The sequence below is a fragment of the Thalassolituus sp. UBA2009 genome, assembly GCF_002335285.1.
In the GTDB taxonomy this organism is placed as follows: Bacteria; Pseudomonadota; Gammaproteobacteria; order Pseudomonadales; family Oceanobacteraceae; genus Venatoribacter; species Venatoribacter alkanivorans.
On the sequence record NZ_DDCJ01000058.1, the window covers coordinates 98,116 to 116,859 of the forward strand.

Annotated in this window: 15 protein-coding genes and 1 pseudogene; 11 read left to right on the forward strand and 5 right to left on the reverse strand. The window is 54.8% G+C overall.

Annotated elements, in window-relative coordinates:
• Nucleotides 1–199 precede the first annotated feature (199 nt).
• On the reverse strand, nt 200–730 hold the full coding sequence (locus B3P58_RS06495; protein ID WP_286716553.1) for a DUF4124 domain-containing protein: 531 nt from the start codon (nt 728–730) through the stop codon (nt 200–202).
• A gap of 86 nt (nt 731–816) precedes the next feature.
• On the opposite strand from B3P58_RS06495, the gene B3P58_RS06500 reads away from it, so the two are divergent.
• The 7 genes from B3P58_RS06500 to B3P58_RS06530 all read left to right on the forward strand — a co-directional run bounded on the left by B3P58_RS06500 (nt 817) and on the right by B3P58_RS06530 (nt 10,472).
• Nucleotides 817–2,787, forward strand: a complete 1,971-nt coding sequence (locus B3P58_RS06500; protein ID WP_145469796.1) for a methyl-accepting chemotaxis protein — start codon at nt 817–819, stop codon at nt 2,785–2,787.
• Nucleotides 2,788–2,862: 75 nt separating this feature from the next.
• Entirely contained in the window at nt 2,863–3,297 is a 435-nt protein-coding gene (gene dtd, locus B3P58_RS06505) for a D-aminoacyl-tRNA deacylase (RefSeq protein WP_145469795.1), read from the forward strand.
• Nucleotides 3,298–3,505: 208 nt separating this feature from the next.
• Nucleotides 3,506–3,880 carry a SirB2 family protein gene (locus B3P58_RS06510; protein ID WP_145469794.1) on the forward strand — a complete coding sequence of 125 codons (375 nt, stop codon included), beginning with the start codon at nt 3,506–3,508 and terminating at the stop codon, nt 3,878–3,880.
• A 196-nt stretch (nt 3,881–4,076) separates the two neighbouring features.
• Nucleotides 4,077–4,367 (forward strand): hypothetical protein, encoded by a 291-nt coding sequence (locus B3P58_RS06515; protein WP_286716556.1) that lies wholly within the window; start codon nt 4,077–4,079, stop codon nt 4,365–4,367.
• Between the two features lie 86 nt (nt 4,368–4,453).
• Entirely contained in the window at nt 4,454–5,851 is a 1,398-nt protein-coding gene (locus B3P58_RS06520; protein WP_286716557.1) for a TolC family protein, read from the forward strand.
• A gap of 6 nt (nt 5,852–5,857) precedes the next feature.
• The gene (locus tag B3P58_RS06525; protein ID WP_286716558.1) at nt 5,858–7,345 is read left to right on the forward strand and encodes an efflux RND transporter periplasmic adaptor subunit; all 1,488 of its coding nucleotides are present in this window, start codon (nt 5,858–5,860) and stop codon (nt 7,343–7,345) included.
• Entirely contained in the window at nt 7,326–10,472 is a 3,147-nt protein-coding gene (locus B3P58_RS06530; protein WP_286716559.1) for an efflux RND transporter permease subunit, read from the forward strand. The genes B3P58_RS06525 and B3P58_RS06530 overlap by 20 nt, the downstream gene beginning before the upstream one ends.
• Nucleotides 10,473–10,545: 73 nt before the next feature.
• Here B3P58_RS06530 and B3P58_RS06535 read toward each other — a convergent pair whose 3' ends face one another.
• From B3P58_RS06535 to B3P58_RS06550, 4 genes are all read right to left on the reverse strand, one after another.
• A complete protein-coding gene (locus B3P58_RS06535; protein ID WP_145469789.1) occupies nt 10,546–12,174 on the reverse strand; it encodes a methyl-accepting chemotaxis protein in 1,629 nt (542 codons plus the stop codon).
• 184 nt (nt 12,175–12,358) lie between these two features.
• A complete protein-coding gene (locus tag B3P58_RS06540) occupies nt 12,359–14,092 on the reverse strand; it encodes an ABC transporter substrate binding protein (RefSeq protein WP_286716561.1) in 1,734 nt (577 codons plus the stop codon).
• A 134-nt stretch (nt 14,093–14,226) separates the two neighbouring features.
• Nucleotides 14,227–14,877 (reverse strand): 2OG-Fe(II) oxygenase, encoded by a 651-nt coding sequence (locus B3P58_RS06545; RefSeq protein WP_230332677.1) that lies wholly within the window; start codon nt 14,875–14,877, stop codon nt 14,227–14,229.
• Between the two features lie 152 nt (nt 14,878–15,029).
• Entirely contained in the window at nt 15,030–15,644 is a 615-nt protein-coding gene (locus tag B3P58_RS06550) for a TMEM165/GDT1 family protein (RefSeq protein WP_145469787.1), read from the reverse strand.
• A 392-nt stretch (nt 15,645–16,036) separates the two neighbouring features.
• Here B3P58_RS06550 and B3P58_RS06555 point away from each other — a divergent pair, with 392 nt between their 5' ends.
• The 4 genes and pseudogenes from B3P58_RS06555 to B3P58_RS06570 all read left to right on the forward strand — a co-directional run.
• Nucleotides 16,037–16,213 carry a PA3496 family putative envelope integrity protein gene (locus tag B3P58_RS06555; protein WP_186435965.1) on the forward strand — a complete coding sequence of 59 codons (177 nt, stop codon included), beginning with the start codon at nt 16,037–16,039 and terminating at the stop codon, nt 16,211–16,213.
• A gap of 109 nt (nt 16,214–16,322) precedes the next feature.
• Nucleotides 16,323–17,408, forward strand: a complete 1,086-nt coding sequence (locus B3P58_RS06560) for a peptidase M42 (RefSeq protein ID WP_145469786.1) — start codon at nt 16,323–16,325, stop codon at nt 17,406–17,408.
• A gap of 23 nt (nt 17,409–17,431) precedes the next feature.
• Nucleotides 17,432–17,890 (forward strand): hypothetical protein, encoded by a 459-nt coding sequence (locus B3P58_RS06565; protein WP_145469785.1) that lies wholly within the window; start codon nt 17,432–17,434, stop codon nt 17,888–17,890.
• 270 nt (nt 17,891–18,160) lie between these two features.
• Nucleotides 18,161–18,744: pseudogene (locus B3P58_RS06570) on the forward strand (nitrate ABC transporter substrate-binding protein); the annotation flags it as partial.

Consider the following 18,744-nt stretch of genomic DNA (forward strand, 5'->3'; position numbering starts at 1 on the left):
CAGCAAAAACTGAGCCATATATCAGAGGTCATGGGAGGGATGCACAATATTAGCGCCGGGGTAGGCGATTCATGTTGCTAAGTCGAACATGAACGAACATACAGGAGAATTAAGTGCACAAAAACAGTGCTTAGCAGTATTTTTGTGCTCGAATTTGGTGCTTTGGTTTTAAGGCCAGTGCCGGCCGCGTTAACAGGCCTTAGCGGCCTGAACGGTTCAGAACCGAAGCGCGCTGAACATAAATGGTCACCAGATTACTGCTGATAATGGTGTTGCCGGCTTTATCACGCACGACCAGTTGCAGGCCATGCTCGCCACGGCTGAGGTTGGTGAGCTGGAAGGATGTCTGGCGTCCCTGACGTAACACTTCGCCGTTATCCAGCAGATAAAGTGTGTCGGCCTCGCGCAGGCCGGGACTGAGTACGCCGGACACCTCAACATTACCGGCGAAACCGGTCGGAATATCCTGACCATTGCTTGGGGTGATAATACTCAGACTGGTGTAGTTAAAGCTGGGTTCGTTCACCTTGGCCGGCTGGTGTGCACTGGGGGGAGGCACATAGGCGGGGATGGACGGCAGCTCTTTAACCGCATGTTTTTCGGAGTTCTGTCCCGGCTTATCACTGAAGATGACGTTACCGTTAGCGTCGCGGCTGATGTACACCTCGGTCGCCAGACTGGTGCAGGCTGTTAATAAAAGAATGAGTGACATCAGTGTCTTCTTTGTCATGGTAATCCTGCTGTGCTGAGGGCGGTTATCCGGAAGAGTCAGGAATTCTCACTAGACTGAAAATAATCACCTTCCGGGCGTATTCTATGTTAATTCGTAAACAACTCTGGCTGGCCGGTGCATCTTTGCTGCTGGGCGCTGTTCTCTGTATCTACCTTCTTACCCACTATCTTGCCGAGCCACGTTTGTATCAGCAAGCGCAGGATAGTGCGCAGCTGCGGGTCGAGGGCATTGCTGCCGAAATCCATGGCGTACTGCAGGCCACAGCATCACTGACGCGCAGTATGGCGGCACTGGGTGCAACACTGCCATTGGATGAGACAACATTTATTACTCATTTACGCGATCTGGTGGACGAATTTGGTAATGGTGCCATTGCCGGTGGCGGTATCTGGCCAGAGCCGCAACGTCTGGACCCGGCGCGGGAGCGTGCCTCGCTGTTCTGGGCGCGTGACAGTCAGGGTCGTCTGCAACTGCTGAACGATTATAACGATCCGGCGGGGTCGGGTTATCACAACGAGGGCTGGTACAGCATCGGGCGCACGCTGGCGCCGGGGCAGTGTGCCTGGTCGGAAGCCTATGCCGATCCGGTATCCGGCACGCCAATGGTCACCTGTACCGTGGCTATTCGTCGTCAGGGAGAATTCTGGGGTGTTGCCACTGTCGATCTGATGCTCAGCGGTCTGGGTAAATTACTGCAGGGGCATCGCGAAATTGCTCAGGCTTATCCCTTTGTGGTTGATCAGACCGGTACCGTGGTCGCTGCACCGGGTCTGCGCGCGCAGTCTCTGGACATGAAAACACTGGATGAACTGGCCTCCAAAGACCGCAGCCTGGCACCGCTGAAAACACTGCTGAGTGCCGGCCGCAGTGGCGTTGCTGTACCTGCCGGCGTGGTGCCGGACGACGAGGCTTTGCTGGTTCTGAGCAGTCTGGAGGAACAGCATTGGCAGGTGGGCATGCTGTTGCCGCAGAGCGTTGCTCTGCAGACCATGAGTGCACTGTCGCTGATGCTGTATTCCAGTCTGGTTCCGCTGATTCTGCTGTTTGTGCTGGTGATGATTGTCTTTGGCCGGCAGATTATCGGCTGGCTGGAAGAAACCACGGCGCAGGTCCGCAGTCTGGTTAACGGTCAGATCAGTACCCGTCTTACCGTCAGCCGTGATGACGAAGTCGGGCGCTTACGTCAGGCGGTAAATGATTACGCCGATTATCTGGGCGGCATCCTCCGTAACATCAGCACCGAAGCCGAAGGTATCCGCACAGGTGCCGATGGTCTGAACGGTCTCAGCGATACCCTGACCCGCCGCGCCCATGCCCAGCTGGATGAAAACAACACTCTGGCAACCGCCGTTAGCGAAATGGCTTCCAGCGCCAAAGAGGTGGCCCAGAACACCGCCACCGCCGCGCAGACCGCCAGCGAAGCGCGCACCGTGGTTGATCAGGGGCAGCGGGTGGTCACCGAAAACAGCGAAGCCATTGGCCGGCTGGCCGATGCGCTGAGCAATGCTTCGCAGGTGATTGAACGTCTGGCCACCGATTCGCAGCAGGTCGGAGCCGTACTGGCGGTGATTAAGGCTATTTCTGAACAGACCAACCTGCTGGCGCTGAACGCTGCTATTGAGGCGGCCCGGGCCGGCGAGCAGGGGCGCGGTTTTGCCGTGGTGGCCGATGAGGTACGTACTCTGGCCGGTAAAACCCAGGCCTCCGCCAGCGAGATCGAACAGATGATCACCCAGCTGCAGCAGGCCGCAGGCTCTGGTGTGCAGGTGATTGAAAACAGCCGTGAGCTGTCGCGTCAGTCAATCGAACGGGCGCAGGAAGCGCGCGACAGCTTTGCCGATATTGTCAGCGCTTTCAGTAATATTGAGGGCCGCACGGCGACCATTGCCACCGCCGTGGATGAACAGACGCGGGTTGCGCAGGAAATTCATCAGCTGGCCGAGCGTATCCGCAATTTGTCGGAGCAGAATGCACAGGATGCCAGTCATCTGAATGATATGAGCCGTGATTACACCGCCGTGGCGCAGCGTCTGCACGCCATCAGCCGTCACTGACGCCAGCGCGTGCAGGTTTGCGCGCGCAGGCTGAGCGGTTATTCTCTGCGCCTTTGTTTGCAGGGCAGGGTTTGTATGATCGGATTGATTCAGCGCGTCAGCAACGCCAGCGTGGTGGTGGATGGCGAAACCACTGGTGCCATCGGTGAAGGCATTCTGTTATTGCTTGGTGTACAGCGTGACGACAGCAGCGCCAGTGCCGATAAGCTGCTGAATAAAGTACTGAACTACCGTATTTTTGCCGACGAGCAGGGGCGTATGAACCGCAGCCTGCTCGATTGTGGTTATGAATTGTTGGTGGTGTCGCAGTTCACGTTGGCGGCTGATACCGGCAAAGGCACCCGCCCTGGTTTTTCCCGCGCCGCAGCGCCGGAGCTGGCGGATGAGTTATACCGCTATTTTCTGCAGCAGGCCGCGTTACAGGTAACCACCGCCAGCGGCCGCTTTGGCGCCGATATGAAAGTATCCCTCACGAATGATGGCCCGGTAACCTTCTGGCTGGAGGTCTAGGGCCTGTTTAATTAGTGTCTAGCAGCCTGCTAGACGCGCGCGATTTCTGTTTGCTCTGTGTTGCCCATCGGGCCATATCGGTTCTGTCTTTGGCTGTGCGGGTGAATCGTCGGACACTTCTTGCTATGCTCGCCGCCACTTTTTTATCAGACCGCTGCCAGCCTCTGCCGATTCCGGGCAGGTAACGGCTGCGATAACGGAGATTGCCGTGGATTACTCTGTACTGAAACACTCGCACGCAGGCCTGGCCTATTTAACCGTCCTGCTGTTTGCCGGCCGCTTTATGCTGTTTTATTTCGCGCCGGTATGGCGCCGGAACAAACTGCTGAAAATACTGCCTCATGTGCTCGATACCCTGCTGCTGGTGTTTGCCATTATGCTGTGTATCCGCATTGCTCAGTACCCGCTGACTGATGCCTGGCTGACCGGTAAAGTGATTGGTCTGCTGCTGTACATCGGTTTTGGCACCGCCGCGATCAAGCGCGCCAGCCGCAGTGCATTTTTTATGGCGTTATTGAGTTATGCCTATGTTCTTGGCGTGGCAAAAACGCATAATGTTGTATCTTGGTTTTCGTATTTCTGATCAATACAGGACAGAAACTTGCTGACACTGAGCCTTTCATCCATTAACCGCCGGCTGCGCGGCCCTCTTCAGGGGCTGCTGGTGCTGTCGTTGGTGTTTGGAGTAGTGCTGAGTGCCAACAGTCAGGCTCTGATGCTCTGGCAAATGGCAGCGCAGAATGAGCAGGTACAGAGGAGACTCTCAGGCGCCGGCAGTAATGCATACCATGTCTGCCTGTCACGATATGATGCCGATGAACGATATGAGCGGCGACGCTCAGCACGTTTCAGACAACAGCAGTATGCACACCGGTACACATAGTAGCGCCACGATGGCCGACTGTGATGCATCCTGCCCCTGCTGTGCCGGTGCCTGTTCTTCTTTTGCTATGACGCTGGACATGCCGCGTGCGATACGCAGCAAACAGCAGAGTTTTTCCCGCTACGACCCACGCCCGGCTGCTGCCGTGGTGCTGGCCCTGCCGCAACGTCCCCCCATTTTCAGCTGAATCATTGCTACAGAACCGCACAGGTATTGGTGGTAACAGCCCCCTATCTTTGTGTCTTTTTGATTTGCTGAAAGTGGAGCATTTCCATGATGTTGTTTTTTACCGGCCGCCACCCCGCTGCGCAGGCCATTGTGTTTGTGCTGCTGTGCTGGCCTGCGCTCAGGGTACTGGCCACGGAGCCGGGCCTGGGTCTGGGTCTGGAGCAGACCCGCGGCTACGCGCTGCAGTCGGACCCGGCACTGCGCAGTCAGCGTCAGCTGGAGCAGGCCTATCGCCAGGACAGCGCCGCCAGCCGCTACTGGCCTAATCCGAAAATCGCGCTGAATGCGCAAAATCTTCCTACCGACTCCTGGTCGTTTGAGCAGGAACCCATGACCCAGATCCAGCTGGGTATCAGCCAGATGCTGCCGCGCGGTGACAGCCTTGATCTGCAGGCGCAGAAGCAAAGTCTGATGGCCGGCCTCAGCCGTGAAAATCAGGCGCTGCGTGCGCGTGAGTTACGCCGTGAAGTATCACTGTTATGGCTGGAAGCCGCCCGTGCTCAGGCGGCCGAAAAGCTGACCGCCGAACACCTGCAGCACTTGCAACAGCAGGCCGCCGTACTGAACCGCCGTTACCGTAATGCCAGCGGGCTGAATGCTGACAGCGGGCCACAGCAACAGGATTTGCTGCGCGTTGAGCTGGAAACCCAGCGTATCCGTGAGCGCCTGCTGAATCTGCAGCAACAGTATCAGGCTGCGCGTCAGCGTCTGAATGAATGGCTGCCGCCGGGTGAGGCGATGACGGCTCTGGCGCTGGAAGATGCTCCCCGCTTTGAGCCCGCAGCAGAGCTGGTAAATGCAATGCCTGACGATCAGGCGTTAGCCGCCGTGCTGATGCAGCACCCGCTGTGGGCCCAGACTGAAAACCGCGTCGCCAGCGCCGCCGCTGATATCGAGCTGGCGCGTCAGGAAGACAAAGCGCAGTGGGGCATTCAGGCCAGCTACGGCTATCGCGGCGATGATGCGATGGGTAACGACCGTGCGGATTTTGTTTCCGTTGGTGTCAGCGTCGACCTGACGTTGTTTAACGGCGAACGCAACGAGCGCAAGGTGGCCGCCAGTGTACGCCGCCGCGAAGCCGAACAAACCCGGCAGCAGCTGTTGTTACGCCAGCTGCTCAGCGCAGTACGCAACGAATGGGCTCAGTATCAGCTGCAGCGCCAGCGGCTGGAATTTTACGATCAGACTCTGTTGCCGCAGATCAGCCGCCAGCTACAGGCGGTAAAGAACAGCTACGGCCAGGACAGAGATGACTTTAACGATGTGATCCGTGCGGTGATGGAGCGCCTCAACGGCGATATCGAACGCCTTAACCTTTTGCGTGAACTGCACAAAACCGCAATCCGCCTTGAATTTTATGCCCCCGGATTTTCTGCACCGTCGCCTGCCGCCTCTGCTGCGCAGCCAGGCATCAAATCCGGGCGTGGCACTGAACAGGAATAAAACGATATGACGATAAAACAACAATGGCCGTTATTACTGGCTCTGGCTGTAGGTACCGGCCTCAGCGCCGGCCTGATGTCGGTACAGCAACCACAAACAGAAGCGGCAGAAACACAGGCCAGTGCCGAGCCGCAGCCACTTTACTGGGTTGCGCCTATGGACCCTAACTATCGCCGCCCTGAACCCGGCCTGTCGCCGATGGGGATGGAACTGGTGCCGGTCTACGCCGATGACAACAGCAGTGCCGAAGACGCGCCGGGCACCATCCGCATCAGTCCTGCGGTAGAACAGAATCTGGGCGTACAGAGCGCTGCAGCAGAGCGGGTGCCGCTGGTGCAGCAGGCGCTGGCGCTGGCGGAAATTCAGGTGAATCCACAGTACGAACAGCAGATCCAGGTGCGCAGCGAAGGCTGGATCAGCCGCCAGCAGGTGTTTGCCGTGGGCGAGCGCGTCAGCGCCGGACAGACGCTGTTTGAGTTTTACAGCCCGCGCATTATCAGCGCACAGGAAGAACTTTTGGGCGCACTGGAAGCCCGTCAGCCAGCGCTGATCCGCGCGGCGGAGAGCCGTCTGTTAGCACTGGGTGTGGATGCCGGCTGGCTGCAGCAGTTGCGCCGCGATCGCAAGGTGCGGCAGCAGGTGGCGATCGTGGCGCCGCAGGATGGCGTGATTACCCAGCTGAATCTGATGCCGGGAGCACGGGTAATGCCGGAGCAGGCGTTATTACGGATCGCGGATCTAAGCCGCCTGTGGGTGGACGTGCGTTTGCCGGGGTCGCTGGCCGGCTGGCTCAGCGCTGGTGATCGGGTTGTGCTGCAACGGCGTGACGGGGTGTCGGCCGAGCTTATGGCCGACAGTGTGTATCCACTGCTGAACAGCGAGCTGCGCAGCCAGACGGTACGCCTGCAGCTGGATAACCAGAGCGGTAACTGGCGCCCGGGGGATTTTGCCCAGGCACAACTGCAGAAACAGAGTGAACCGGTACTGCAGGTGCCGCGTAACGCCCTGATTGATGACGGCGTACAGCCACGGGTTGTGCTGGCTTTGGGTGATGGCCGCTTCCGCTCTCAGGCGGTTATGGTTGGCCGCACCGGACAGGATAACGTCGAAATTCTGCGTGGCCTGAAAGAAGGCCAGCAGGTGGTGACCAGTGCGCAGTTTATGCTGGATTCGGAATCCGCCATCGGTGCCGACCTGAGCCGCTTTGACGATGAAGTGGATCATTCGCAGATGGATCACTCGAATATGGATCATTCGAATATGGATCATTCGAATATGGATCATTCGAATATGGATCATTCGAACATGGATCATTCGAACATGGATCATTCGAACATGGATCACTCGAATATGGATCACTCGAATATGGATCACTCGCAGATGGACCATTCGAATATGGATCATTCGAACATGGATCATTCACAGATGAATCATGAGCAGATGGAAAGCGATAACCAGCCAGCGGAGGTGATGCATGATCACAGCCATCATTGATTGGTCGGTACGCAACCGCCTGCTGGTGCTGCTGCTCAGTCTGATGCTGGTTGGTGGCGGTTTTTACGCCTTATCGCGTACACCGGTGGATGCTATTCCCGATTTATCCGACGTGCAGGTGATTGTTAAAACCAGTTACCCCGGCCAGGCACCTGAGGTTGTGCAGGAGCAGGTAACCTATCCGCTGACCTCGGCATTAATGTCCGTGCCGGGTGCAGAAACCGTGCGCGGCTTTTCCTTTTTCGGCGATTCCTATGTGTACGTTATTTTTAATGACGACACCGATCTGTACTGGGCGCGCTCGCGTGTGCTGGAGTATTTAAGCCAGATTGCGCCCAGCCTGCCGGAAGCGGCACGGCCGCAGTTAGGCCCGGACGCGACCGGTGTCGGCTGGGTATTTATTTATGCTCTGAGCGACCCTACGGGACAGCATTCGCTGGCGGATCTGCGCGCTTATCAGGACTGGTTTTTAAAATTCGAATTACAGAGTCTGCCCGGTGTCGCCGAAATTGCGCCATTAGGCGGCATGGTGAAGCAATACCAGATTCAGCTCGATCCGGTGGCGCTGGCGGCACATAAAATTCCGCTGTCGCTGGTGGTGAATGCGCTGCAGTTATCGAATCAGGAAAGCGGTGCCTCGGTGATTGAAATGGCCGAAGCGGAAACCATGCTGCGCGCCACCGGCTTTATACGCAGCATTACCGATCTGGAAAATATTCCGCTGGGTATCGACAGTGCCGGCGTGCCGTTATTACTGAAAGATGTTGCCAGTATCAGTACCGGCCCGCAGATGCGTCGTGGTATTGCCGAGCTGAATGGCGATGGCGAAGTGGTTGGCGGCATTGTGGTGATGCGCTTTGGCGAAAATGCCAAGGCGACCATTGCCGGCGTTAAACAGCGTATTGAGCGTTTAAAGAGCTCACTGCCGGCCGGTATCGAAATTACCACGGTGTATGACCGTACCCGGCTGATCGATAATGCTATCGATAATTTATGGCAAAAACTCAGCGAAGAGTTCGTTGTGGTTGCCATTGTCTGTGCGTTGTTTTTATTTCATCTGCGTTCGTCGCTGGTCATTGTACTGAGTTTGCCGGTGGGTATTCTGGCCGCCTTTGTACTGATGAAATGGCAGGGAATTAACGCCAATATTATGTCCCTTGGCGGTATCGCCATTGCCATTGGTGCCATGGTCGATGGTGCCATTGTGATGATTGAAAACCTGCACAAATACCTGGAAGCCGAAGAACAAAAGCCACCCGCCGAACGCAGTGAACGCTGGGCGCTGATCAGCCGCTCGGCGCAGGAAGTTGGCCCGGCGCTGTTTTTCAGTCTGCTGATTATTACCCTGAGTTTTCTGCCGGTGTTTGCCCTCGAAGCGCAGGAAGGGCGGATGTTTGCCCCGCTGGCCTTTACCAAAACCTATGCCATGGGGGCGGCTGCTATTCTGGCCATTACCCTGGTGCCGGTATTAATGGGCTATTTTGTTCGCGGCCATATTCAGCCGGAAGATAAAAACCCGCTTAACCGTGCTCTGCAGGCACTGTATCTGCCGCTGTTGCAACGGGTTCTTGCGCGTCCGAAAACACTGCTGGCACTGGTGCTGCTGGTGGCGCTTTCCAGCCTGTATCCGCTGACAAAAATCGGCAGCGAATTTATGCCGCCACTGGATGAAGGCGATTTAATGTATATGCCGACCACCTATCCGGGTTTGTCTATCGGTGAAGCGCGGCAGATATTGCAGCAAACCGATAAATTAATCCGCAGTGTTCCGGAAGTGGAAACTGTTATGGGAAAAATCGGCCGTGCGGAAACGGCGACCGACCCGGCGCCATTAACCATGATCGAAACCTTTATTCAGCTGAAGCCCAGAGATCAGTGGCGTGAAGGAATTACGACCGCCGATATCCGTGCGGAGCTGGAAAATAAAGTACAGTTTCCGGGGCTGAGTAATGCCTGGGTTATGCCGATCAAGACCCGTATTGATATGCTGGCGACCGGTATTAAAACCCCGGTCGGGGTGAAAATAGCGGGGCCGGATCTGCAGCAGATTCAGGCAATAGGTCAGCAGCTTGAAGGCATTATTAAAACAGTACCGGGTACGGTATCAGCCTATGCTGAGCGGGTAGCGGGTGGCCGCTATTTAACGCTGGATATCCGCCGTGAGCAGGCCGCGCGTTATGGCCTGAGCGTGGCGCAGCTGCAACAGATTATTACCACCACCATTGGCGGTAAAAATATTATTGAAACCGTCGAAGGACTGGAGCGTTACGGCGTTAATCTGCGTTATCCACAGGCTTACCGTGATTCACCGGAAGCTTTAAAACAGCTGTTTTTTGTCGCGCCGAATGGCCAGCTGGTGACGCTGGGTGATGTGGTTGATATCCGCAGTGAAGCGGGGCCTGCAGCCATTAAAAGTGAAAATGCGCGTATTAATGGCTGGCTGTTTGTTGATATCGACGGTGTGGATGTTGGCCACTATGTTGATTCTGCCCAGAGCCGGGTACAGCAGGCGCTGGACAGCGGCGAACTGACGCTGCCAGCGGGTTATTCGCTGCGCTGGTCGGGGCAGTATGAATATATGCAGCGTGCGAAAGAAAAACTGCAGTATGTGGTGCCGTTAACCATCGCCATTATTGCTTTGCTGCTGTATCTGAGTTTCAGCCGGCTGACCGAAGTCGCGATGATTTTGCTGACTCTGCCACTGGCACTGGTTGGCAGCCTGTGGCTGATGTGGGCGCTGGGTTTTAATTTTTCTGTGGCTGTCGGTGTGGGCTTTATTGCTCTTGCCGGTGTCGCCGTAGAAATCGGTGTGATTATGCTGGTGTATTTAAATCAGTCATATCAGGCTGCTCTGGCTTTGGCACAGGAGCAGCAGCGCAGGGTTACGGAAAGTGAATTACGTCAGGCGGTTATTAATGGTGCCGGTTTACGTCTGCGTCCGGTAGCGATGACGGTGGCTACTATTGCTGTGGGCTTATTGCCGGTCATGCTGGGAGAGGGCACAGGTTCGGAAATTATGAGCCGTATTGCCGCACCTATGGTCGGTGGTACTGCCAGTGCTCTGTTGCTGACGCTGGTGGTGATTCCGGTGTTGTATTTTCTCTGGCGTAAGCGTGAAACCGCATAATTAATCAACGCGATAAAATAAAAGCCGGCGACTGCGACAGTCGCCGGCTTTTATTATTTCCGCTTTACGCGGGTTAAAGTGAAAAGCTGGACACCTCATCACGCAGACTGGATGCCTGATGATTCAGCCCGTCAACGGCCTGGCGGATACTGCTGGCACTCTGCATACCCTGATCACTCAGATGTTTGGCATTGCTGAGGTTTTCATTAATGTTATTGATAACGGATGTCTGCTCTTCAATAGCAGAGGCAACCTGCAGAATACGGTCACTGATACTGAGCAGTGAGCCGGAAATATTGCGGATATTTTCTTCCGACTTGCTGGCATATTCGACGGTGCTGACCGCTTTTTCCTGACTCTCTTTCATGCTGCTGACGGCACGGTTAACACCACTGCGCAGCTTCTCAATCATGACATTAATATCGCCGGTCGACTGCTGGGTTTTGCTGGCCAGAGTCCGTACTTCATCGGCCACCACGGCAAACCCCCGGCCTTGCTCACCGGCACGGGCCGCTTCAATGGCTGCGTTCAGCGCCAGCAGATTCGTTTGCTCGGCAATGCCTTTAATCACATCCAGCACCGAGGCGATATTGGTGGTTTCGGCGACCAGCTCCTGAATAACGGCACCTGAGTTATCAACATTTTCGGCCAGTGCCTGAATCTCTTCCATGGCCTGACGGAATTGTTTTGATACCGCCCGCGCCGATTGGTCGGCCGCTTTGGCTTCTTCTGATACCTGCTGGGTGTTGGATGATACTTCCTGAATCGCCAGTCCCATTTCATGATTGGCGGTGGCAACCAGCTCCATCGAACCTGCATATTCGCCGCTGATGCGCTGGCTGTCGCCGGCACCTTTTTTCAGGGTATTGGTGGTGGAAGCAACATCCAGTGCGACCTGTTGAATGGTGCCGATCATCTGCTGCATGCCGCCGAGAAAACGGTTGAAGTTATGGCTGAGCAAACCAATTTCATCGCGCCCGAGATCCGGCATGCGTTTACTCAGATCGCCTTTACCATCGGCCATCTGGCCAAGCACTCTGGCCAGCTCGTTAACCGGGCGGGTAATCAGTCGTGGGAAATAGACGGCAACCAGCAATGCAATCAGCAGGGCCACACCGACCAGAATAAAAATGCTGCGCAGTGCTGCATTTTTGGCCTGTTCTGCTTTTTTCTGTAAGGATTTGGCTTCTTCACCAAGCTTTTCGCCGAGAACGTTGAGCGTTTCGCGGATGCCCTCAAATTCATTTTCCAGCGAGCCTGTGCTCATTTCTGTTGCCTGGCGGGTACTCAGACTACCGCCGAGAACCTGCTGTACCATCGCTTCACTTTTCGGGCGCCAGCGTTCAAAAGCCGTCAGAAAAGATTGAGACAGTTTTTTCGCATCGGCAGAAATATCCAGTACCTGAATTTTTTTCAGGCGGGTGGCAACCTGATCGAGATTTTCCTTATGCATTTGCTTATATGTGTCTGCTGTAAGACCTAAGGCCATCGAACGTTCGGCAATTTGTGCCTGATATAAATCGCGGTCAGCGTTCAGGGTCAGTTCCAGCGCCGGAAGATATTGCTCATTAATATGGCTGTATTCGGCAGTAATTGTGTTCAGGTTCGAGATCTGAATAACGGACAGTGTGGCGAGTAAAATCGCAAGAACGGCAATCGGTAATGTCAGCTTTTTGGCAAGGCCAAGGTCGGACCAGTTCATATTATTCTCCTGTTAGGCCTGCTTAATATGGGCAGATCCTGATACGAAATGGCTCAGTTATCCGGCGGAATATCTGGCCTTCATTACAGGGAAGTGTAGATCAGGGGCCGTTATCTACCATGTCAGTAACAACCGGCCCGGGAGGATGGCGCATTATGTGAACTGTGCAGCATGTCGGCGTTATTTAATTATCAGCGCCGATAACCCGGTCGCGGCCACCGGCTTTGGCGGCGTAGAGATTCTGATCGGCCTGGCGCAACAGCTGTGCGGTATTGTCGGCGTTGGTGCTGCTGCTGATTCCTATGCTGATGCTGAGGGTATTGTCAGCGCTGATCCGGATAGTGCGTGCCTGCTGGCGCAGACGCTCACACAGTACTGCTGCCTGTTCTGGCGTGCAGTTGTTCAGCAACAGCATAAATTCTTCGCCGCCCCAGCGGACAAGCAGATCCTGGGGGCGGATATGCTTAGTCAGTAAATCGCTCAGCTCAATTAATATCTGGTCGCCGCGTTCGTGGCCGTACTGATCATTGATACGCTTGAAATAATCCACATCGATCAGAGCCAGACTCAGCGGAGTTTTCTGCTGCAGAGCGTTCTCCATTGCCTTATGCAGTTGTATATCACCATGGCGGCGGTTGCTTATTCCGGTAAGCACATCGGTATTGGCCTGTAAGGCCAGCTGCTGGCTGAGTTCGGTCAGCTGCTGATTCTGGCGGTTAAGCGTATTGGTGCGTTGCGATACACGTTGTTCAAGTGTCAGACGCAGGCTTTGCCATTGCTGCTCGGCATGCTGACGGCGACGAATATTCAGGCTCAGCACTAAAATAATCAGCGACAGAAAAACGATAATGCTCAGGCTGACACCGATCAGTACGGCATGGGCCGCGAGAAAACTTTGTGGCCGGAAATGCAGCTCGGTTCCGGTGGGCAGGTTGCTCAGCGGAATATTAAAACGCAGGCGCTGGCGCTCATCCAGCTGTGGCGTAAAGCGGGTTTTTGGTAATACGGGAATATCAGCGGCAGGAACTCCACTCAGAATCTTGCGCACTATCTGTGCGGCCATTTCCGCCTGACTGCTGGCGTTGTGCATCATGCCACCGGCGCTGCCCTGACCCATCATCAGGTCGCCCCACATGCCGAAGATCGGTACCGGTGTTTTTGCGCTCAGCACAGGTAAATGTTTGGCGTAAGAAAAATATTCGCCATTACGGTCGTTATGAATGGCAAGAAACAACACCGCGCTGTTGGCTGGCATATTACTCAGGCGCTGTTCCAGTTCGGCGAAGGTAAAATCGTCGTAAACAGATAATTTTATATCGTGAAAGCGCTGACTGCGGATCAGCTGGCGGGCTTCGTTGCCCATCAGGGCGCCCAGTCCGGAGCGGTCGGCAATTAACAGAATTTCGCGGGTGGCTGGCAGCAGTGTGCGGATAAATTCGATATTTTCTTCAATCGCCATACCTTCCAGTACTCCGGTATGTTGCGGATGGCGGCTGAGATCGTGACCTTCGGGAACATTGATCCCTAAAAATACCAGTGGCGTATTCTTCAGCCAGGGCAGTTCAGCATTGAGCACCAGATTCAGTGCCGCATCGTCGCTGACTACCACCACATCCGGCGGTTGTTCTGCGTATTTCAGATCATACAGGCGCAGTAATTCGGCACGGACCTGCGGGTTGTCGCTATAGCGCCGTTCATCCATAAATTCGACATGAATCTGTTCACCGGGCAGCAGCGGCTCAAGATTACTGAGTATCTTGTCGTTAAGAAGGCGGGTCCAGGGAAACTGCAGGTGATACGAGTGGATAATTAATATGTCAGGCTGGGGAAGGAATGTCGCGCGCTGGCTATCGGCCTGTAATACCGGGCTATAAATGATAGTAATAAAAATAACGAATAAAATATGCCTGATCAGCACGGTTGCTCCCGCAAATTATGCAGCCGGATATCCGTGGCTATACAACGGAGATTCCTCATCTCCGAAGTCAGAGCATAGCGTATTTTTCTTTGCCTTTCTGTTGCTCTTTAATCGTACAGCGGAAGCGTGGAGGCTCAGCGCGGAGGGTCGGCCCGGACAGTGGTTGAGCTGTTCAGACGGAACCAGCCGGCAATGCTGTAGCGGTCGCGTTTGGCGGGCAGCACTTCGTGTGGGTAGTCTTCGCTGAGAAAGGTAACCAGCGTGCCGAAACGCGGACTGACGCGCAGCAGTTCCTGTTCATGGTTTTCAGCCTGATAGATCACCAGTTCACCGCCATCCTGAACTTCCCAGTTAGGGTTCAGATAGAGCACGGTGGTCAGTACGCGGTTGGCCTGCCCTTTGAATGCATCCATATGCTTTTTGTAAAAATCACCGGGCTGGTAATGGGCAAAATGGCCTTCGTAGCTGAACAGACCCAGATACAAACGGCGGTTCATATAGCGCTGCAGTTCGGCCATATAATCCAGCCACGCGGCTTCGGCCGGATCGTCATTGCTGAGCCAGCGGATTTTGTCACGACGGACAAACTGGTTGAGCTGATGCTGTTGCTGGCGACCAGTGCCTGCGGCACTGAAATCATCGTGCTGCAGTCTCACCACACGGTTCAGCAGGCCGGAAGACATCAGCAGAGGCAGTGCATCATGGGTGATGGCATAGCCCTGAGTCTGCAGATCGGCGGCAATGCTTTCAAACAGATCATCATGGCTGGCTTCAGCAAACTGCAAGGACGTACTCCGGAGCAAAACACAAAGGGACTGGCGTTTTACCCAAAGCCCGGCGGCAGTAAAAACAAAAAATACAGATCGTTTCGATCCCGTTTATTGCTGGAAATAAGTGCCAGCGGCCGCACCGGGTACGGCCCTGACAGCACAGCGGCTCAGCTGAGCAATGTCCACAGTGCAAGTATGGCAAACAGCAGGCTGGTAGCGTAGCGGGCCAGATGCAGCGGCATACGGCGCATCAGACGTTCGCCATAAATCACCACCGGTACGTTGGCCAGCAGCATTCCGCAGGTCGTACCCAGAGTTACCCAAAGCACTGAGTTAAACTCGGCGGCCAGCAATACGGTGGCTACCTGGGTTTTGTCGCCGATTTCAGCCAGGAAAAACAGCACCGTGGTGGCCAGAAAAGCGCCCCAGGCCTGATGGGTGTCAGTGCTGTCGTCTTCTTTGTCCGGCACCAGCACCCAGATCGCCATGGCAGCAAAGCCAGCGGCCAGCAGCAGGCGGCCGGTGCTGCCATTCAGCCATTCGGTCAGGGAATTGCCGAGCCAGGCGCCGAGCCAGGCCGAGGCTGCGTGGTTCAGCAGGGTTGCCAGCAGAATGCCGAGCACAATTGCACTCTTGTTACGGAAACGGGCTGCCAGCAGCAGAGACAACAGCTGGGTTTTATCGCCGATTTCGGCAATGGCAACTGCAACGGAAGAGGTCAGGAAGGCTGAATGAGCGAAGGTGTCGTTCAGAGCCGGCAGGCTAATCAGGGTATCAGTCATGTTTATAGTCCGGGCGGAGATCGTTAACCAAAGACAAACGGCACGATGCCGCCCTGGTCATCCTGCTGTTTGTCTCAGGTCTCATCAAACCATCGTGAGATGGTCGCCGGTGCCATGAGCATGAGGCTCAATTATGTTGACACGGGCGCCGCTGACTTTATGGGTCAGGGCAGATTACTCCCCCAAGAGCGCGGCGATTATAACGGCTTAAGCGACACACGTCACCCCGTAAGACGTTATGGTGTTCTTTGTCAAAACAACAAAAAAAACTGATCCAGAAGAATAATTTTTTTCAATTTACCACAGCCGGAACTGGTGAAATTATGCCGCCGTTTTCGCCCCGGTGCCTTTGCCGGTAAGGGGCGGGCAGTATCTGAACATCTGAGGTGGGTATGAGTCAGCCACAAGACTACGAAGATTTTGACGATCTCGACGACCAGCCACAATCCCGCAGCAAGCCCAAAGGACGCAGTGTCGATTACGATAAAAAACGTCGTCGCGCCGAGCGTATTCTGGAGCAGGCACGTCTGCGCGATTTGCTGGGCTTCGATATCGATTATCAGGACTGAGCGCGCAACGCGCCGATTTCCTTCCTCCGGGGTGTAACTTCTCTTGCACCCCTTTTTCTAACCGTGCTTTCATCGGCTTTTCAATCTGTAGCAGCTCTGCGGGGTATCCATGAGCGACCGTACCGCCTTTCTCGATATTTTAAAAAGTCTGCTGCGCAGCCCTTCGGTGGTTGGCGCGGAGCATTCCTTTTTCCGCGTATTGCAGCGCGAACTGGAAGAGCGTGGGGCGCAGGTAACCTGGTACGAAGGCGTGCTGGTCGCGCAGGGCAAAGATCCGATGAGCCTGATGTTTTCGGCCCACATCGACCGTCACGGTCTGGTCTGTACCGGCCCGAACGAGTTTCAGTACGCGGCCTTTGTCTCCGGCGGCCGTTCCGACCTGCTGGGTAACTCGGTGTCGGAAGAACTGATGAAAATGATCGTCGACCGTTTCGGCGATGTCGGCGTGTTTGCCTATGAACCCTGGTCCGGTGCTTACCGTGGGCGTGGCAAAATCGAGCGTACCTATATCTGTCCGCACCGTAATAACCTGATTTTTGAGCTGTCCGGTATGGAACATCTGGTGGCGGGTACGCCGGTGGCTTTCCGTGATCAGCTGCGTATCGAAAATGGCCGTTATCTGGGCCAGCTCGATAACGTACTGACCGCCGCCATGCTGGTGTATTTATTTGAACTGGGTTTTCAGGGCACCGCCTTTTTTACCGCTCAGGAAGAAGCCGGACGCAGCTGGCGTTACCTGCTCGAATGGTTCCGCCGTTTTGGTGGCTCCACCAACCAGCTGGTGGTGGTGGATACCAGCCCGTATCCGGATGTACCGGCGGCTAACGAGCAGTTGCTGGTGTTACGTCATTGCGATGCCAACGCTTCCTTTAATACGGAGTTAACCAACCGGCTGGCGGAAAAATGTAAAAAACTGGGCATCCGTTACAGTTTTAAAGATGACTATATCCGCCGTCAGAACGAAGAAAATGCCCGTCAGGGTATTGCTGCCAAATCCATGGGCAGTACCGAGATGGGCCGCATTATTGCGGCTTCTAACGGTCTGGTGGATGGCACCACGCTGCAGATTCCGACCACGGGTTACCACACCATGGACGAAAGTGCGGGCGTTGAAGCCTGTGATGCATTTTTACGTGTACTCTGTGCCATGGCTGGTCTGCGTTACCCGTTCTGGACCTATGATCCGATGGCCTGAGGCCATTAGCCGGTAATGGATTGATGAACGAACCTGTTGAGCTGCAGTTGTTAAGCGATTTACCACCCCCGGCTGATGATTCCATCAGCGGGCCGGGTGGCGCTTATGCATTTTTTTATGCCACAGCCACGGCAGCCGATCCGCATATTCTGGTGTATGAGCGGGCACGGGATTTTTTATCGGCCCCCAGAGCCTTTGTTGTGCTGGCGCTGATCTCTGCTGATACCGATGCAGTGGAGCTGAACAGTGTGCTGGAATACGACGGCATTGATTACGATACCGAAGGCAATATGCTGCAGCATGGCTGTTTTCAGTTAATTAATTCCGGCGCAGGTTTGGGTCAGGATCAGTGCCATTTTTTACTCAGCGTTCCCGGCCGTCGCTGTGAAGTTCTGTGCCGTGAATATCAGCTTAAAGCCACGCTGTATCATTGTCAGAGTGCCAGTCAGGCGCTGCGTCTGTTTCTGCATCAGGCAGAATAACCTACTCGCCAGCAGTATTTCAGCCGCTTTTCCGGAATCCTATTCTGCTTTGTCAGATGATTATTTGTGCCTTATTACCGTGCGCTGTAAAAAATATCAGCATCATGGTGGTGCTTTTATTCGTAGGTATTTCCGCTTTATTTTTCCCTTTGCTTTCTAATTGTGCAGTTGCTCACGAATTTGCGCTGATGTGAGGCGTATCACTAGCAATGGCATCATGTTTGCTAAAGCCCAGTGACGTTCATTAATCAGTTAATAGGAAATACCATCGTGCGTTCAATACTGTTGTTCTCTGCTGCCGTTCTGGCCCTGCTGTTCGCGCGGGGTGTCTTTGCGGAGCCCGAGTTTATTGAGCCTGAACCGCTGGCAGCGCGTATTAATACGGCAGTGGGCCCGGTAAAGAATACTCAGCCACTGCGGGTGCCGATGATTACCTGGGGCGGCGATATGATCAGTATTCTGGCCAATGGTATGAATACCCGCACTCAGCCTGGCAGTGCCATAGCCAAGGCCGGATTGAATTACGAATTTGTCTTGCAGGATAACTTTGATAAACAGCTGCAGGATTATTTATCCGGCGCTTCCCCTTATCTGCGCTGTACCATTGGTATGTGCAACCAGGCGCTGGATCTGATTAATAAAGATCCGCGTACCCGCCCGGTGGTGATTTATCAGCTCACCTGGTCGCGCGGTGGCGACACCCTGGTTGCTAAAAACGGCATAGTCCGCGTTGGTGAATTAAAAGGAAAAACCATCGCTATTCAGGCTTATGGTCCCCATGTGGATTTTATGACCACGTTGCTGACCCAGGCCGGCCTGAAGATGAGTGATGTGAATCTGAAATGGATGCCGGA

Bases quoted from the DNA above. Each gene is read 5' to 3' on its own strand.
- B3P58_RS06495 (WP_286716553.1), bottom strand. From the start codon at position 730: ATGACAAAGAAGACACTGATGTCACTCATTCTTTTATTAACAGCCTGC.
- B3P58_RS06500 (WP_145469796.1), top strand. From the start codon at position 817: ATGTTAATTCGTAAACAACTCTGGCTGGCCGGTGCATCTTTGCTGCTG.
- dtd (WP_145469795.1), top strand. From the start codon at position 2,863: ATGATCGGATTGATTCAGCGCGTCAGCAACGCCAGCGTGGTGGTGGAT.
- B3P58_RS06515 (WP_286716556.1), top strand. From the start codon at position 4,077: ATGCATACCATGTCTGCCTGTCACGATATGATGCCGATGAACGATATG.
- B3P58_RS06520 (WP_286716557.1), top strand. From the start codon at position 4,454: ATGATGTTGTTTTTTACCGGCCGCCACCCCGCTGCGCAGGCCATTGTG.
- B3P58_RS06525 (WP_286716558.1), top strand. From the start codon at position 5,858: ATGACGATAAAACAACAATGGCCGTTATTACTGGCTCTGGCTGTAGGT.
- B3P58_RS06530 (WP_286716559.1), top strand. From the start codon at position 7,326: ATGATCACAGCCATCATTGATTGGTCGGTACGCAACCGCCTGCTGGTG.
- B3P58_RS06535 (WP_145469789.1), bottom strand. From the start codon at position 12,174: ATGAACTGGTCCGACCTTGGCCTTGCCAAAAAGCTGACATTACCGATT.
- B3P58_RS06550 (WP_145469787.1), bottom strand. From the start codon at position 15,644: ATGACTGATACCCTGATTAGCCTGCCGGCTCTGAACGACACCTTCGCT.
- B3P58_RS06555 (WP_186435965.1), top strand. From the start codon at position 16,037: ATGAGTCAGCCACAAGACTACGAAGATTTTGACGATCTCGACGACCAG.
- B3P58_RS06560 (WP_145469786.1), top strand. From the start codon at position 16,323: ATGAGCGACCGTACCGCCTTTCTCGATATTTTAAAAAGTCTGCTGCGC.
- B3P58_RS06565 (WP_145469785.1), top strand. From the start codon at position 17,432: ATGAACGAACCTGTTGAGCTGCAGTTGTTAAGCGATTTACCACCCCCG.